The 16,575-nt window shown below is 34.9% G+C and carries 15 protein-coding genes; 13 read left to right on the top strand and 2 right to left on the bottom strand.

The window, feature by feature from the left end:
* Positions 1-79: 79 nt before the first annotated feature.
* Entirely contained in the window at positions 80-2,305 is a 2,226-nt protein-coding gene (locus H8744_RS16775; RefSeq protein WP_262435951.1) for a VapE domain-containing protein, read from the bottom strand.
* Between the two features lie 112 nt (positions 2,306-2,417).
* Positions 2,418-2,651, bottom strand: a complete 234-nt coding sequence (locus H8744_RS16770; protein WP_262435950.1) for a hypothetical protein — start codon at positions 2,649-2,651, stop codon at positions 2,418-2,420.
* 748 nt (positions 2,652-3,399) lie between these two features.
* Between H8744_RS16770 and H8744_RS16765 the strand changes: the two genes are divergently transcribed.
* The 13 genes from H8744_RS16765 (at position 3,400) to H8744_RS16705 (ending at position 16,574) form a co-directional block, all read left to right on the top strand.
* Positions 3,400-3,942 (top strand): UpxY family transcription antiterminator, encoded by a 543-nt coding sequence (locus tag H8744_RS16765; RefSeq protein WP_262435949.1) that lies wholly within the window; start codon positions 3,400-3,402, stop codon positions 3,940-3,942.
* Between the two features lie 7 nt (positions 3,943-3,949).
* Entirely contained in the window at positions 3,950-4,429 is a 480-nt protein-coding gene (locus H8744_RS16760) for a UpxZ family transcription anti-terminator antagonist (protein ID WP_262435948.1), read from the top strand.
* Positions 4,430-4,545: 116 nt separating this feature from the next.
* The gene (locus H8744_RS16755) at positions 4,546-5,526 is read left to right on the top strand and encodes an SDR family oxidoreductase (protein WP_262435947.1); all 981 of its coding nucleotides are present in this window, start codon (positions 4,546-4,548) and stop codon (positions 5,524-5,526) included.
* On the top strand, positions 5,523-6,530 hold the full coding sequence (locus H8744_RS16750) for an ATP-grasp domain-containing protein (protein WP_262435946.1): 1,008 nt from the start codon (positions 5,523-5,525) through the stop codon (positions 6,528-6,530). Before H8744_RS16755 ends, H8744_RS16750 begins: the two co-directional genes overlap by 4 nt.
* Positions 6,531-6,542: 12 nt before the next feature.
* Positions 6,543-7,811, top strand: coding sequence for a nucleotide sugar dehydrogenase (locus tag H8744_RS16745; protein ID WP_262435945.1), 1,269 nt, complete (start codon positions 6,543-6,545; stop codon positions 7,809-7,811).
* Positions 7,798-8,769, top strand: coding sequence for an acyltransferase family protein (locus tag H8744_RS16740; protein ID WP_262435944.1), 972 nt, complete (start codon positions 7,798-7,800; stop codon positions 8,767-8,769). Before H8744_RS16745 ends, H8744_RS16740 begins: the two co-directional genes overlap by 14 nt.
* Before the next feature lie 603 nt (positions 8,770-9,372).
* Complete coding sequence (locus H8744_RS16735; protein WP_262435943.1) at positions 9,373-10,530, top strand: MATE family efflux transporter; 1,158 nt, start codon at positions 9,373-9,375, stop codon at positions 10,528-10,530.
* Positions 10,527-11,639: a glycosyltransferase family protein gene (locus H8744_RS16730; protein ID WP_262435942.1), complete on the top strand. Its 1,113-nt coding sequence runs from the start codon at positions 10,527-10,529 to the stop codon at positions 11,637-11,639. Before H8744_RS16735 ends, H8744_RS16730 begins: the two co-directional genes overlap by 4 nt.
* 113 nt (positions 11,640-11,752) lie before the next feature.
* Entirely contained in the window at positions 11,753-13,003 is a 1,251-nt protein-coding gene (locus H8744_RS16725) for an EpsG family protein (RefSeq protein WP_262435941.1), read from the top strand.
* Entirely contained in the window at positions 13,000-14,055 is a 1,056-nt protein-coding gene (locus H8744_RS16720) for a glycosyltransferase (protein ID WP_262435940.1), read from the top strand. Before H8744_RS16725 ends, H8744_RS16720 begins: the two co-directional genes overlap by 4 nt.
* 10 nt (positions 14,056-14,065) lie before the next feature.
* The gene (locus tag H8744_RS16715; RefSeq protein ID WP_262435939.1) at positions 14,066-15,160 is read left to right on the top strand and encodes a glycosyltransferase family 4 protein; all 1,095 of its coding nucleotides are present in this window, start codon (positions 14,066-14,068) and stop codon (positions 15,158-15,160) included.
* Positions 15,161-15,162: 2 nt separating this feature from the next.
* The gene (locus tag H8744_RS16710) at positions 15,163-15,582 is read left to right on the top strand and encodes an FAD synthase family protein (RefSeq protein WP_262435938.1); all 420 of its coding nucleotides are present in this window, start codon (positions 15,163-15,165) and stop codon (positions 15,580-15,582) included.
* Positions 15,582-16,574, top strand: coding sequence for an iron-containing alcohol dehydrogenase (locus H8744_RS16705; RefSeq protein WP_262435937.1), 993 nt, complete (start codon positions 15,582-15,584; stop codon positions 16,572-16,574). The genes H8744_RS16710 and H8744_RS16705 overlap by 1 nt, the downstream gene beginning before the upstream one ends.
* Position 16,575 lies beyond the last annotated feature (1 nt).

Genomic DNA, 16,575 nt, shown 5'->3' with positions numbered 1-16,575 from the left:
ATCCCATAATCACCTTTTTATTTAGAGTAAAACATCCCCCCTTCTCCCATCTCTCTTTTTAATTATTAATTGTTAATTATTAATTATTAATTGTTGATTGTTGATTGTTGATTTCCCCCTCTTTTTCCTTTCTCATCTTACAATTCCGTTCCATCTCTTCAAATTTATACTGAACCACCTCGTACTCATAAATCCGGTTCGCACTCGACCTTTTCCGGAAACCATCCCTCTCAAGTACCTGTACCAGATTTCTCTGGTTTCGGTCGTTCATCTGCACCCTGCCGTTCATGCTGATCAACGTCAGTATAGCCGATACCGGCATCCATTTTATCTCCAGATCCTTCGGCTCCGGTTTCCTGAAATACACATATAGCAATTCCTCCTCGATGCTTGCCAGGCTGTATTCCCGGTTTAGTTCGTTCAGCCGGTTGATCTCTTCCTTTTCATACCAGTAATGGAACCCCTCTCTCCACAACTGCAACGCTTGCGAATAAATGCCCGCATAGTCCACCGGAGTTTGGTAATCCATCTCCAGAACGGTGACGGTAGGAAAACGCCTGAATTCACCTCCTGCATCCTTGAGAAATCTCGGTTCGTTGGTGCTTGCTATGAACGAACAACGGCGTATGTACAGGTCGGCATCCGTATCAAAAGGTTTCCGTTCGGTCACAGACTCCTGAGTGATAAGCCGTTTCAGTGCCGCAATGTTGTCGTTCCTCATCCCTTCAAACTCCTCTAAATTGATAATCAGGCATTGGCTGAGGAAGAGCATATGATCCTTATTGTCCGGATTCAACATGCCGTTGCGGTAGTATCTGCCCAGTTGAGGCGGTAGCAAATGGTGGATCCAGGTACTTTTCCCTTTCCCCTGTTCCCCTCTCATGATGATGGCCAGTTGGTTCACCTTAGTGTCTTCTAGGGCACAGGCTACCAACCCCACCAACCATCTTTTCAGGCAATCCTCCCAAAAAGGTTGATTGGTCGTTTTTACCGTGGCAGCCAAACGGGCGATGTAATCCGTCTGTCCGTCATATTTCCTCAGCCCATAGAAATATTCCTCATAAGGGTTGTAGTTCTTGGCATATCGCGAGTTGACCAAGCTCTTCACCGTGTTGAGCTGGCACGACATCCCGTTCATCAGCAAGTCGTAGAAGATGGAGTTGTAATCCTCTTTCCTCATGATGACGAACGGGACTGCCTGAGCCTTCGTTTTCTTTGTCTTTTTCACTATTTCCTTGAATTCCAACTGTCCGAGTACGGTGTTTCTGCGGATTTGGTAATGCTCCGTCAGGTATTCTATGATTTTGACGGCAAGCGGCTTCTTCTTTTCCTCTTCCTGCTTGTCCGTGCGCGACGTGTAGTTGTATGCGTTGTTTATGATCCGTGAGATGTCCAGGTCGGGCGCACCGAACTGTTTGGCAGCCAATGCCGCTACGGCTGCAACGGGCAGGTCTTTCCGGTAACATTTGTTTCCCAGTGCATAGATGAAGTTATCCCTGTTTCCCGGTTCATACGTCTTCTGCCTTTGCAAACTGCGCACGCAGCTTTGGAATTCCATCTGTATTCCCTGTCCGATTTGCGTGCAATCTACCGATGCATCTCCTGGCATCTCTTCTTTCAACCACTGCCTGGACGATTTTTTCTTCTCCACCGGTTTGGGCGGAAGAATGGTAATATCCGGTATCACCACCCGTTTCAAAGCCTTCTCGCAGATGTATATCTCAGGATCGTAAGAGGTGAAGAACAGCCTGCCGATGTCACTTCCGCTGGCATCCACTTCTACACCGCACAGTTCCTCGTAATAGTCTTTGGCATAGCCGAACATCTGTTTGTGGTATTGCTCCAGTTCTTCGTAGCCGATTTCTTTGCGTTGTAATAACTCCTCACGCAGTCGGCACGAAAGGGTATCCTGCATGTAAACTCCTATTTTCAGTCCGTTTCCTGATGGACTGGTAAAGCAAAACAGGGTATGGGGGCTTTTCATGATGAGTTTTTTGCACCGTTCCATACTGTTTTCCGGTACTCCGTCCAGATCCATCATCTGCAAGTCATTGTAGATGTCAATCATTTCGGGTACCCTTCGTTCTTTGTAAGTGGCGGAGAGCGTGCTACCCGTCAACTGTCTTTTTACGCGGGCGGCCTCTTCCTTCTTTCCATAACGTGTCAATGCCCTGATTTTCTCTATAATTTTTTCATTTACCAGGGAAGATATTTCCTGTAATTTTTCAGAGAGAAGACAGTCTCCTGCGTTTTTGCTAAATCCGCAAAAGGTGGAGATAAAGATTTCTTTTCCGGTTGTGTTCATACTTCGGCTCGATTTTAAAGTTATAGTTTGATGCCGGCAAAGTTAGAACGTTGTTTCTGAAGTATAAATCGTGGTTTTCGGCACCCGAAAACCACGATAAATTCAGTGTGGATTATTCCTCCCCGTGGTAAAGGTAAGTCTCTGACCTTATGCTCTCTAAGGTAATGCTCCTCTCAGGATTGTTCTCATCCCTGACATCATAGAATTTGTAGATGTAATCTGCCAGTTTGTTGAAATTGTTCTTTCCCGGTAAGGTTAATCCGCCTTGCTCCCATAATAGGACGATCATTTCAAGAAACTCTTTGTGTGAGCCTGTTATGATACATCTTTGAAGTGGATTTTTCACTGCATCAATTACTTTTTGCAGTTTTAGAGATAATTTACTGTCTTGGATTTTGATACCCAACTCTTCACATTCGAATGTAAACGTGCAATTAGCACTTTTTTACGATGCTTTTCATTGTTTTTAAATTAAAATCTTTGTAAAGATACTAATTGTTTTTCTAAACGAGCTTTTTAAGTCGAGTTTCTTATACGTGTATATAAACCTTCTAAGAGTATTGTGTTTGTGTAGTAATAGGAGGAGGGGGTACCACCTCCTATTACTACACAAACACATAATCATATAGTAAGTTTCTGACGGTGATTTGAAAAAACGGAAGGGGAAAGTGTTTCAATAGACGTTCGTTTAATGGCACAAAGGTAAAGGGTATATTCGATTCAACAAAATATTTTGATATTTTTTTTGTTGTTGGTGAGAATCTAAATATGTATATATCAGTAAAACAGCATATTATATTAATGTTCTAATTTATGATCTTAACACATTATTCTGATGAAAACTCCTTCGGAAATGTTAGAAAAAAAGCGTGCCATTAAACGAACGTCTATTGAAACGCTTTTAGCTTCTAACCTCTTCGTTTATAGCAAATTACTTTGGTTTGCGCTAAAATAACTATTTCTTGCTCCTCCTTCTGAGATAGTGGAGGCACATGAGATAAGATGGATGCACGGAGTCACATAACACAATCCGCATTACATAACTTAACCGGGAGGTATTTCGCTACTCCGGTGTCCCCAAAGAACATCCTGACGTGAACGAATTAACTGACATCCATTGGTATGCCTTGCGTATAACCTATGGTCGCGAGCTTGCCTTGCAGGAATATCTCAATTCCGAGAATATAGAGAATTTTATTCCAATGCGCTACGAGTACACCGTGAAGGCCGGCCGGCGCGTACGAAAGTTGGTCCCTGCCATTCACAACCTGGTCTTTGTCCGTACTTCCCGTAGCCGGATTGATGCCATCAAGGAGACGCGCGGCATTCTACTTCCTATCCGCTATATCATGGACCGCGAATGCCATAGCCCGATTGTCGTCCCCGACTCTCAGATGCGCAGTTTCATGGCCGTTTCCGGTAATTACGATCAGGCCGTACTCTACTTTGAGCCTTCCGAGCTGTCGATTCGCAAAGGTACTCGTGTCCGCATCACCGGTGGCATCTTTGCAGGGGTCGAAGGCGAGTTTGTCCGTGTTCGTAACGACCGTCGTGTGGTAGTCTCCATTGAAGGCGTCATGGCCGTTGCCACCACGTTTGTCCATCCCTCTTTTGTAGAACCGATAATAGAAAAATAACATAAGTATGAACCCCTTAGAATCAAACATTTCCGCTTTGTACGCTTCCGCGCATGAACTCCTTTATTTAGGTATGGACGAGAGTCCCATCTATAGCGACCATTTCACCCGTTTGAACCGTGACGTTTTTCATCAGGCCAATGCTTTGTACGCTCAGCGTGGCTCCACTTCCGAGGAAGAAGCTTCGTTGTGTCTGGCTCTTCTGATGGGTTATAATGCAACTCTTTACAACGACGGTGACAAGCAGGAGCGTATTCAGCATGTATTGGATCGTTGCTGGGAGGTATTCGACAAGCTACCCGGCTCATTGCTAAAAGTACAGTTGCTGACCTACTGTTATGGTGAGGTGTTCGACGAGGATTTGGCCCGTGAAGCCCGTGAGATCATCCATGGTTGGAGTGGTAGAGACCTTACCCCCGATGAGGCGGAAATAGTGGAGCTGCTGAAGGGGATGGAGGAGAATCCGTATCCGTGGAGTGAAGTGTAATGGACTGTAAATTAATGGTTTAATAGGCGATCATGACCTGCTAATAATAGGCGATTTAGATGATATATGTCTAAAATTGATGCCTACTACTGAAGTAAAAAAATAAGATAAATATTATGTTAAAGGTATTAGTTACTGGTGGAGCCGGTTTTATTGGCTCCAATCTTTGTGAATATTTGTTGTCCCAATCATATGATGTTGTTTGTTTAGATAATTTTTCTACTGGAAAAATTGAAAATTTATTGCCATTATTAAATCAATATTCTAGACAATTTAAATTGATTGTTGGTGATATTAGAAACTTGTCAGATTGTAGAAAAGCTGTTGAAGGTGTAGACTATGTTTTTCATGAAGCGGCATTAGGTTCAGTTCCTCGATCAATAAAAGATCCGATAATCACCAATGATGTAAACATTTCTGGATTTCTCAATATGCTTACAGTGGCCCGTGATGCTGAGGTTAAACGCTTTATTTACGCAGCCAGTTCTTCTACCTATGGGGATAGTAAATCATTACCTAAAATAGAGGATGTGATAGGGAAGCCTCTCTCTCCTTATGCCATTACTAAGTATGTAAACGAGCTTTATGCTGATGTGTTTTCCAGAACTTATGGTATTGAAACTATAGGATTGCGGTATTTTAATGTATTTGGCAGACGACAGAGTCCGCAGGGAGCTTATGCGGCCGTTATCCCTTTGTTTGTAAAGCAACTTGTCTCTCATGAAAACCCTACGATCAATGGTGACGGTGAATACAGCCGTGATTTTACCTATATTGATAATGTAATCCAGATGAACATGTTGGCCATGCAAACAACCAATCCTGACGCAGTCAATCAGGTTTACAATACGGCTTTTGGTGAACGTACTACTTTGAACGAACTTGTAGAGTATTTGAAAGAATTTCTTAGCGATTATGATCCGGAAATAGCGAAAGTCGAGATTGTACACGGTCCCAATCGTTTGGGAGATATACCTCATTCATTGGCATGCATTGATAAAGCGAAGAAATTATTGGGTTATAGTCCGAAATTTAGTATGAAAGATGGATTGAAAGAGGCGGTTAAGTGGTATTGGGAAAATAGAACAGAAGAATGAAAATAGCTATTCACCATAGAGCAAAGTCTTTTTCAGAAGGATGGATCGATTACTGCAAAACACATTCAATTCCATATAAAATAGTTAATGCATATGATTCGGATATTATCCGACAAATTTCGGATTGTGATGTTTTCATGTGGCATTATTATCATATCGATTATAGAGATGCTCTGTTTGCTAAACAACTATTATTCTCTTTGCAAATGGCTGGGAAAAAAGTATTTCCTGATTTTAATACTAACTGGCATTTCGATGATAAGTTAGGACAAAAATATATGTTTGAAGCCATTTCAGTTCCTTTTGTTCCAACTTATGTTTTCTACAATTCAGAAGAAGCCCTTCAGTGGATAAAAAATACATCTTTCCCAAAAGTTTTCAAATTGAGAGGCGGAGCTGGTGCGTCAAATGTCAAGCTGGTAAAAAATTCTCGATCTGCAAGAAATCTCATAAATAGATCCTTCCATAAAGGTTTTTCTCAATTCAATTCAATAGGTTATTTGAATGAACGTATATCACAGTTTTTGGCTGGAAAAGGTTCTGCTATTGATGTTATAAAAGGTATTGCCCGTTTATTTATAAAGCCTAAATATGCACGGATGCATGCTCCAGAGAAAGGATATATCTACTTTCAGGATTTTATTCCAAACAACAATACTGACACAAGAATAGTAGTTGTCGGTGATAAGATTATTGGAGAGAGGCGTGGGGTTAGAAAGGGTGATTTTCGTGCTTCAGGGTCTCATATACTTTTGCCTGATGTTAGCGCTGTAGACATTAGATGTGTGAAAATGGCTTATGAAGTTTCCCAAAAACTGAAATTACAAATAGGTGTTTTTGATTTTATTCATGATGTAAATTCGGAACCGTTAATAGTTGAAGTCAGTTATGGTACTGATCCTGATTACACGGAATGTGAAGGCTACTGGACTCCGGATTTGAATTTTATAAAATCACATATAAACCTATCTGAAATAATTATTGAATCATTTTTGAAGAAATAAATTACGCAAAATATGGATACTATAAAAATTGCCGTAATCGGTCTCGGTTACGTTGGGCTTCCTTTGGCCCGTCTATTTTCTACAAAATACGAAACAATTGGTTTTGATATGAGTCAGGCACGTGTTGATACATTGATGTCTGGACACGATACTACACTTGAAGTTTCAGACGAGTTGTTACAATCCGCATTGGAGGAGTATGGATTTAAGTGTACTACAGATATTGAGGAAATTCGTGATTGTAATTTTTATGTAGTGGCAGTTCCTACCCCTGTTGATAAATATCATAATCCGGATTTGACTCCATTGTATGGAGCAAGCACTACAGTTGGTAAGGTACTTTCTAAAGGTGATATTGTAGTCTATGAATCAACAGTGTATCCGGGTGTCACAGAAGATGAATGTATTCCGGTAGTAGAGAAGGTATCCGGACTAAAGTTTAATGTAGACTTTTATGCAGGTTATTCACCGGAAAGAATTAACCCGGGCGATAAATTACATACAGTTGAAAAAATAAAGAAAGTTACTTCTGGATCTACCCCTAAAATAGGTAAGATTATTAATGATGTATATGCTTCCGTTATTACAGCAGGCACTCATTTGGCTCCTACCATCAAAGTAGCTGAAGCAGCAAAAGTGATTGAAAATTCGCAGCGAGATATCAATATTGCTTTTGTCAATGAATTATCTAAGATCTTCAATTGCATGGGGATAGATACACAGGATGTTTTGGAGGCTGCAAGCACCAAATGGAATTTTTTACCCTTTAAGCCTGGTCTTGTTGGTGGGCATTGTATTGGTGTTGATCCTTACTACTTGGCTCAATGTGCGCAGAGCTATGGATATAATCCGGAAATTATTCTTGCAGGTCGTAGAATGAATGATGGAATGGGAGAATATGTGGCAAACCAAGTTGTAAAGTTGATGCTGAAAAAAGGTATTCAAGTATTGAATTCAAATATTCTAATACTTGGTTTCACATTTAAAGAGAATTGTCCGGATGTACGGAATACTAAAGTGATAGATATATATAATGCATTGTTAGAATATAACACGAACCTTACTGTGTATGATCCTTGGGTGAATTCATTGACTGTTCAAAGGGAATATGGCTTTTGCGTCTCTGAACAGTTTCCTGAAAATAAATATGATGCTATAATATTGGCTGTATCTCATTCTGAATTTATTGATTTAGATGTATCTCATTTGAAAAATGAGAAATGTGTGGTATATGATGTAAAAGCTTTCTTGAACAAAAAGATCATAGATGGTAGACTCTAAGCAAATGTTGCCTGAGATAATATTAATGAGGCCTATTTGTATCCTTTCGATTATCATAGGACATGCTTTTGCTATTTATTCTGGGGCATGGGGTGGCTCTTCTATTCCATATGTAAAAGAGTATCAATATGTAAACCCTATATTTATAAGTTTTCAATTATGTGCTTTTGTATTCATTTCAGGCTATTTGTTTGAACATAATATATTAAAAAGCAAAGAGCTTTCTTTTATCAATTTTATAAGAAAGAAAGCTGAAAGAATATTATTACCGGGTTTATGTTTTGGAATAATATATATTTTGTTGTATGAGAGAGAAAATTGGAATATATTAAGCCTATTATGTGGACCTGGGCATTTATGGTTTCTTCCTATGATATTTTGGGCTTATGTTTTACTATATATTTATAGGTTCTATATTTGTAGATATAAGATTTCATATTGGAATATGCTGGTAATTATTCCAATCTCGTTGTTAGTAATGAGATTCGGATTACCCTTTGGAATTTCTAATGCCTTTTTCTATTTCCCTTTTATGCTTTTAGGAAGTATTGTTTATAACAAGAAAGAGTATTTTTCAATTTTAGAACGTAAAAGAAGCTTATTGATTTATGGAATATCGTATATCCTATTAATTATTTTATTTTTAATGAAAATAGGTAATAGTCTATCACTATTTATGGTAAAATATGCTATTAATTTCATAGGAGTCATGTTTTTATGGCATATATGTTCTACTTTTAAAGGGAAACTTCATAATACATGGCATATTTTAAATAAAAGTTCATATGGGATGTATTTGATACATCAGTTCTTTTTGATTTACTTCTTTTATTATTCTTCAGTGATGCTTGATTTGAATAGGTATGTAATCCCCTTTGTGAGTTTAATTTTCACTTTATTGTTTTCTTACATTATTGTTTCTTTTTTAAAAAGAACAAGGATGGGCGTGTATATATAATTTGATATTTTGATGTTACTAAAACAGGTAGATGATAAAGATTGTTTTGCAATAAATAAAGGGTCGTTTTATGTAAAAAATATATGCAATTAATAACTTGGGCTTTGATAATAAAAGTTTTATATTCCTAATAATGGATGTGCCGATTGAGTCAAAATAATAAGGCAATTTTGTTATCATCGTTTGTTTGGAGGGAGATTATTTTATATATTAGTATAATTTATAAGGATGAGTAGTAGTAAGTCTATTTTGTTGAATACTATAATTACATATTCCCGTTCTTTATTGGGGGCATTTTTGGCTATTTTTAGTAGTCGTTGGGTACTCAATTCATTAGGAGAGTCGGATTTTGGATTATACACATTAATTGGAGTTATTATATCTTTTGTCACATTTTTAAATTCGACTTTATCTGTTAGTGCCAGTCGGTATTTCGCTTATGTAGATAATAAGGGCAAGGAAGAAGTTAATAGGTGGTTTAATGTTTCTTTTTGTATTCATTTCTTTTTTCCATTAATACTATTATGTGTTGGTTATCCTGTTGGACTATTCTTTATTAAAAATGTTCTTCAAATAGCAAATAGTTAGATAAATGATGCATGTGTGGTTTTTGGTTTGTCTTTAATTGCGGCTTTCTTTTCTATGATTTCTGTACCTTTTATAGCAATGTATACTGCTAAGCAACGTTTTTTAGATTTGGCTTTTTGGGGAATAATTCAATCTTTGCTTCTTTTTCTATCTGCATATATTTTGATCTTTTGGGAAGATAATCGGCTGATTTTATATACATCTTTTGTCGTTTTATCTACTATATGTGTGCAAATAATTCAGATGGGTAGAGCTTTTTATTTATTTAGTGAGTGTAAATTGCATTTTTCATATTTTTTCAATAAAAATAGATCCTGTCATTTATTAGGATACTCATTTTGGAACTTTTGGGGAAATTTTGGTCATTTGGTAAGAACACAGGGCAATGCAATATTAGTTAATTTATTCTTTGGTACTCAAGGTAATGCCGCATTAGGGATTGGGAATCAAGTTTCAAATCAAACGAATGTATTAGCAACATCATTATCAACAGTTGTTACTCCTGCGATAGTACAAAATGAAGGAGCTGGAAACCGAAAAGAAGCAGTGCGGCTTTCATATCTTACTGCTAAGTTAGGAATTATTCTAATATTATTATTAACTATTCCCATTTTAGTAGAAGCTGACAATATATTAAATATTTGGTTAATTCACGTACCCAAATACTCTGTGGGAATATGTCAGTTAATGATAATAATGTTTATGATTGAAAAATCTACTATGGGACAATATGCTTTATTACAAGCAATTGGTAGAATTAAAAGAGTAGAATTATCTACTGGCATATTTTATTCATTGACTATTTTGTTAGCTTATTTATTAATAATAGATAATAAAGGTATTTATAGTATTGGATATGCATGTGTTTTTATGATGTTTATAAGCAGATTTTTTATTGTTTTTGATGTGAAAAGATATTTTAATATTCCAATAAAAAACTGGCTTAATATAATCATATTTCCATATTTAATAATTACTTTTTGGGCATTAGGAATTTCCTATATAGTGAGTAATCTTTTTATACCTTCATTATTTCGGATATTTTTAAACATAATAGTAAATTTTGTAGTCGTGATAGGAACTTCATATTTCCTATTGCTAAATAGACAAGAAAAAAATGAATGCGTTGAACTAATAAGAAAAAATATATTAAGAAATAAGAATTTGATATGAAAATTTTATACGGATACTTAAGGTCAGAAGGCTATAATAATCGTAAACATATAACTAATAAAACTTTATCATATATAGAACGGCTTAATAAAACAGGATTTGATGTAAAGCCGTTTTGCATGAATTATTCGGATTTATTTCCTTTTCTTCCATTTAAGTATTTGGATAAATTGTGGATATGGAAGGATAAAAGGTTGATGGATTTGTATAATCGCTTTTTAAAAGAAATTGAAGGGTGTGATATCTTTTTTAATTCAGTTGGTGTTAATTTTCATCCAGAGTTTGTTCAAAAATTGCCAGTTTTTACAGTCTATTGTTGTAATGATGATCCCGAAAGCTCTGAGCAACTTTCTAAGCCTGTTGCGTTTGCATATGATTTATGCGCAATAGGTAATATAGCTGAGATTTGTTCATATAAAGAATGGGGGTGTAAGAATGTGGTATGGCAACCAATGGGAATTTGGAGTAATATGTTTAATCCGAATCTAACTTATGAAGATATACTATCAGGCAAAAGAGATATTGATATATTTATGATGATAGACCGTTTATCTCCTTTCCGCAAAAAGAGGTGTGATATTATTGCAAATGCTTTCCCTGATGCTCATTTTTATGGTCGTGGGTGGAAAAGGGGATACCTTCCAGAGGGAAAAGAGGTTGAAATGTTACAAAGAAGTCAGATTGGAATCAATATTCATAATTCAACAGGGCCAATTAATGTGAGACTTTTTTATTTGCCTGCAAATGGAGTTTTACAGATATGTGATAATAAGTCACATTTAGGAGATATTTTTGAGTTAGATAAAGAGGTGATAGGCTTTGAAACGATAGAAGAATGTATAGATAAATGTAATTATTATCTTAACCATATTGAAGAAGCCCGAATAATTGCTGCTAATGGTTGGCTCAGAGTTCATAAAGAATATAATGAAATAGCAGTATTTCAAAGATTAATTGATAATATTAAATTGATACAAATTGAGAAAAATGCAACAAATACAGAATTTAACATGCTTAAGGAATCTAGTATTCAAAATAAAATTTTATCATTTACATTTAGTGAATACATTGCGATTAGAAAGAAAATAGCTATAAAATTGAAAAAATAGCAATAATACCATGTGTTGTTGGTGCGAAATCGTTATAGAAGCAAAAATTTCTATTTTTACATATGAATGAATTTGTGTATATACTAATTTGTTTTGCTTATCAAACTTAAGAAATGGAAAATAAGTTTAGGTGGTTGGCCAGATTGTTTATTGTTATAATATTTGTCTTTTGTCCGTTCCTTTCATTTCTTCTTTCTACCCTTTTACTTATTAAGGGTATTGATCTAAAATTTAATATTTTGATTGGGGCTTTATGTTGGGGATTATATGGCTATTTATTTATACCGGAAGTCACGATGGACATAACAAGACACTATGAAATGTATGACTCTTTGCTTGGCTTATTAACTTTTGATGATTTTTTATTTTGGACGACTCTTTCTGATAAGCCTGATTATGTAATGTATTATATTTTTTGGATTTTTGGAAAAATAGGTTTTACGTCACAAATAATTGGTTTCTTTAGTGCTTTTATTATGTATTTTATGTTATATTATTTAGCATATGACATAAGTGAAATTTTTAATTTCAAAAATTCAAGTATTCATTCTATTAGTTATCCGTTAATTTTTTTTTTAGCTTTAACAAGTCCATATTGGTTTAGCGGGATAAGGCAGTGTAATGCAATATTTTTGTTTATAATAGCTCTTATGAGTTATTATAAAGGAAGTTATAAGAATACTGTTGTTTTTCTTTTGGGATCTGTTTTTTTACATTTTTCAATTTATCCATTTGTAATACTATTTTTGTGTGCAATATTCTTTTCTAATTTATGGATTAATGTTTTTGCTTTTGTATTAATTGGGTCTTCTTTCTTTTTTTATCAGTTATTACATGCTTTATCTGAAGTTTTTCTAACCGTAGGTGGAATTGGTGAAGTACTCAGCATGAAAATCGATGCATATATATTTTCAGGTGATGGAGATGATGCCATATTTGTTGGGCCAGCTCTTCGATGGTATTTATCATGGATTCTTTTTTTCGTATCAATACCAATTTGCTATTATATCAATATTAAAAAGAGCAGACTGAAATCTCGTTTTTTAGTAATACATTATTTTTATATTCTATTGCTTTCTTATATGATTTTTACCCTTTCCGGATCCCTTCAATTGTTTTCCCGGACTTTGGATTTAATGAAGTATTTGTTCTTTTTTTATGTATCATATTTAATATTTCAGATTGGGGTTGGACAAAAAATGAAAAAGATGTTGATTGGATTATTAGTGGTTGTATCTGTTGGAGGAATATACTCATTGTTTATTGGAAATGAAGGGAAGACATTCTATCCCGAATTATTATATATGAATTTAGTAGATATTTTAGAAACATCTGTCCCCAGAACAATGTATTGGAAAGTATGAAAAAAGTATTAGTTATTATACCGAATTTGAGATGTGGTGGGGCAGAGAAAATGTCATTACTTTATGCTAAGTTACTGTTTAAACAAGGGTATGTAGTTCGGTTGGTTAATCTGGGTGAGAGATCAGGAGAGTTGAGTGAATATGTACCTATAAATATTGAATATATTACTTTGGGGGCCACACATGTCCGAAGCACGATCTTTAAGTTATACAAAATGATACGGGCTTGGAAGCCAGATTTTATTTTTTCTTCCTTAAAATATACTTCTGTTTTAATTCTTGTATTGTCTTTGTTTTGTAATATATGTGTTATTCTGAGAGAACCTACACTACCCAGCAACAAACTCTTTGTAACGTTTAAGGCTAGGATTGTGGATTGGTTCACCCGAATGTTATATAAAAGGGCGTATAAGATAATTGCACAAACTGATGAGATGAAACAAGAAATAGAATCTTATTATAAACTACCAGCTAATAGAATTTGTGTATTAAATAATCCTATTGATTCAGATTTATTGGAGGAGAAAACTAAGGATATAGATAATCCATATGGCGAATATAAAGGTTCTGAAATACTGTTAGCTGTAGGTAATATCAGTTATGCTAAGGGATATGATATACTTTTAGAAGCTTTTGAGCAGTATGATAATGTAAAATCTCATTTGTTTATCATAGGAAGATGTGATGGTGAATATGGGAAGAAGATTATTCAGATGGTCGATTCTTTTAAATCAAAAGATCGTATACACTTTCTTGGTTTTGTTAATAACCCATATCCATATATGAAGTTTTGCACAGTGTATATTCTCTCATCGAGGATGGAAGGCTTACCTAATGTTTTATTGGAGGCTATGTTCTTCAATAAGCCTATAATAGCTTCTGATTGTGTCCCATACGTAGGCAAGGTGCTTACTGATTATTCTCAATCTATTGTTGTAAAATCAGATTCTGTATCAGACTTATTGAAGGGTTTGTATAATGTTCACAACAGAAAGATCAAAGGATATACAGCTTGTCAAAATGATTATGATTTAAAATATATTTTCTCATAAATTTCTTCCAATGAATATTTTATTGATTACAGATTCTTTTTATCCGGAAATATCTGGAATATCTACGGTGGCAGAATCAATTACAGAGTTGTTGATAGAACGAGATCATAAAGTGACTGTTTGTACAAATCGTTATAAGAAAACCTTGAATTTACCTAATGTAAATTATGTTCAAATGAATTTGTACAGTAAACCTTTGTGGCTGCCAACTTATACTGTTTCCTTGCTGAAGTTGAATTATGACATATATGATCAAATTATCATAAATGGTACATCTGCGGTTATAGTTGCAGGGTTAGTTTTAGGAAAAAAGATTTTATCGAAATCGATAGTGTTGGTTCACGGCTTTGAAGTAGAATGGGTATATGAAAGCTCTACTTTAGCATCTAAATTTTTGCAATATAGACTTATGCATCACAGAGCCTTGAAATATTGTAAGTCGATCATTACCGTTAGTGAATTTTATAAAACTAAATTTATAAGTCGGAGTAAATTGTTTTATTTGAAAGATAAGATTAAAGTCAGCCATACAGGAATTGATTTTAATATTTTTCATTCGGATAAAAATGTTGAGGTACAGAAAAGATTAAAAGAATTGGCTAAGGATAGAGATATCTTAATTTCTGTTTCTAGAATTGTAGAGAAAAAAGGATATTTCAATATGCTCAATGCTTTTAAGAAAATAGTAGATCGGAATAATAATCTAGTTTGGATTATAGTAGGTGACGGTCCTTATAAAAGAGTATTGGACGAAAAAATAAAAGAATATGGATTGCAAGATAACATTTATATGTTAGGTGCAATCGAGCGATATGATTTAAGATATTATTACTCAGGTGCAAATTGTTTTTGGTTATTATCTGATTATGATGAAAATTTACCTTTAGTCTATTTAGAAGCTCAGGCTTGTGGCATTCCGGCTATTGGATGGAATAAAGGAGGAGTCGTAGAAACGATTTCGTCAGAATCGGGATTTCTAGTTAATACTATTGAAGAATGTGTTGATATTATTGCAGATAAAAAGTATTGTAATAAAAAAAGAAATGATATATTGAAGTTTGCATTTACTTTTCAAAAAGATTCGTTTATTAAAGCTTTTCTGTAATTATGATAAATATTTATGTTATTGGAGTATTTGATCTCTTTCATACGGGGCATGTTGAGTTACTGAAACGTGCAAAGGCGTTAGGAGATAGATTGATTGTAGCTATTAATAGTGATAGGATAGTGGAATCTTATAAAAGGAAACCCTATATTTCTGAGAGAGATCGTTTGGCTGTAGTGGAAGCATGTCGTTATGTGGATGAAGCGTTTGTAATAGACACATTTGATAATAAAGAGGCTATTGTCAAAAATAATATTAATATTATAGTTCATGGTAGTGATTGGGCTGGAGAGGGTTATATGAAACAGATAAGGGTTGATCAAGCTTTTCTAGACAATCATGGTGTTTCTATGGTTTTTCTACCTTATACACAAGGCATAAGTACTTCTCAGATATTGGAGTCAATCAAAAAGTCAATGTGATGTTCTCCAGAATTATTAAGATTCCTATAATTTTTGAGGTGAAAAAAAAAGCTTTTAAAGAATTGGATTCTATATTAAAAGCTAATCATCTATCGTATGAAGAAAAAATCCTTTTTACATCACAAGAATTGTTTGATTTGTACAAAACTTATATTCCTGTTGAGACTTTCTCTGATGTGATTTTTATTAAAGGTGGCAATGTAGAAGAAGTTGAATCTGTAAAAAGTAAATATGAACATCATAATGTGTTATTAATTGCATTTGGTGGAGGGAGTATTATCGATTTTGTAAAATTATATTCGAGAGAGTTGTGCCTTCAGTATATTTCAGTACCTTCCTCATTATCAAATGATGCTATTTATTCTCCGATAGCACGCTTAACAAAGAATGGAAAAAAAGAGAGTTTCGGGGTTCTGGAGCCATTGGGTATTATAGCAGATATAGAAATAATCCAAAAATCTCCGCTGAAGATGTTATTGGCTGGTGTTGGGGATTTGGTTTCTAATCTAAGTGCAATCAAAGATTGGTATTTAGCTGAGAGTTATGATTCTGAAGTGTTGGATATTTTTTCTGTTTCTTTGTCTATAGTCACGGCTAAGGCTATTTTTGCTTATACGAGGGAACAGCTTCGTTCGGAAGAATTTGTAGAAGTATTAACATATGGACTTGTTTTATCAGGATTATCTATGATCATTGCAAATAGTTCGAGACCAGCCAGTGGTGCGGAACATTTAATGAGTCATGCCATTGATGAGTTATTTCCGGATAGAGCGACATTACATGGTATACAAGTAGCATGGGCTATGCTTTACATAGAAAAAAATATAAGGAAAAACGATGATGCTTATGAAAGCTTATTGTGTTTCTTTGAAAAAATTGGACTTTATGCGGAGATTGAAAATGATATACAATTCTCTGAAACCGAACTGAAGAGAATAATTGCAAAAGCTAAAATTATGAGAAAACGATTTACGGTTTTAAATATTATTTAGT

The sequence above is a fragment of the Jilunia laotingensis genome, from assembly GCF_014385165.1.
Taxonomy (GTDB): Bacteria; Bacteroidota; Bacteroidia; order Bacteroidales; family Bacteroidaceae; genus Bacteroides; species Bacteroides laotingensis.
This window is presented reverse-complemented; position numbering and strand designations above follow the sequence as displayed.

Excerpts from the sequence above, each read along its gene's own strand:
- H8744_RS16775 (WP_262435951.1), bottom strand. The coding sequence starts at position 2,305 with ATGAACACAACCGGAAAAGAAATCTTTATCTCCACCTTTTGCGGATTT.
- H8744_RS16760 (WP_262435948.1), top strand. The coding sequence starts at position 3,950 with ATGAACCCCTTAGAATCAAACATTTCCGCTTTGTACGCTTCCGCGCAT.
- H8744_RS16755 (WP_262435947.1), top strand. The coding sequence starts at position 4,546 with ATGTTAAAGGTATTAGTTACTGGTGGAGCCGGTTTTATTGGCTCCAAT.
- H8744_RS16750 (WP_262435946.1), top strand. The coding sequence starts at position 5,523 with ATGAAAATAGCTATTCACCATAGAGCAAAGTCTTTTTCAGAAGGATGG.
- H8744_RS16745 (WP_262435945.1), top strand. The coding sequence starts at position 6,543 with ATGGATACTATAAAAATTGCCGTAATCGGTCTCGGTTACGTTGGGCTT.
- H8744_RS16740 (WP_262435944.1), top strand. The coding sequence starts at position 7,798 with ATGGTAGACTCTAAGCAAATGTTGCCTGAGATAATATTAATGAGGCCT.
- H8744_RS16730 (WP_262435942.1), top strand. The coding sequence starts at position 10,527 with ATGAAAATTTTATACGGATACTTAAGGTCAGAAGGCTATAATAATCGT.
- H8744_RS16725 (WP_262435941.1), top strand. The coding sequence starts at position 11,753 with ATGGAAAATAAGTTTAGGTGGTTGGCCAGATTGTTTATTGTTATAATA.
- H8744_RS16720 (WP_262435940.1), top strand. The coding sequence starts at position 13,000 with ATGAAAAAAGTATTAGTTATTATACCGAATTTGAGATGTGGTGGGGCA.
- H8744_RS16715 (WP_262435939.1), top strand. The coding sequence starts at position 14,066 with ATGAATATTTTATTGATTACAGATTCTTTTTATCCGGAAATATCTGGA.
- H8744_RS16710 (WP_262435938.1), top strand. The coding sequence starts at position 15,163 with ATGATAAATATTTATGTTATTGGAGTATTTGATCTCTTTCATACGGGG.
- H8744_RS16705 (WP_262435937.1), top strand. The coding sequence starts at position 15,582 with ATGTTCTCCAGAATTATTAAGATTCCTATAATTTTTGAGGTGAAAAAA.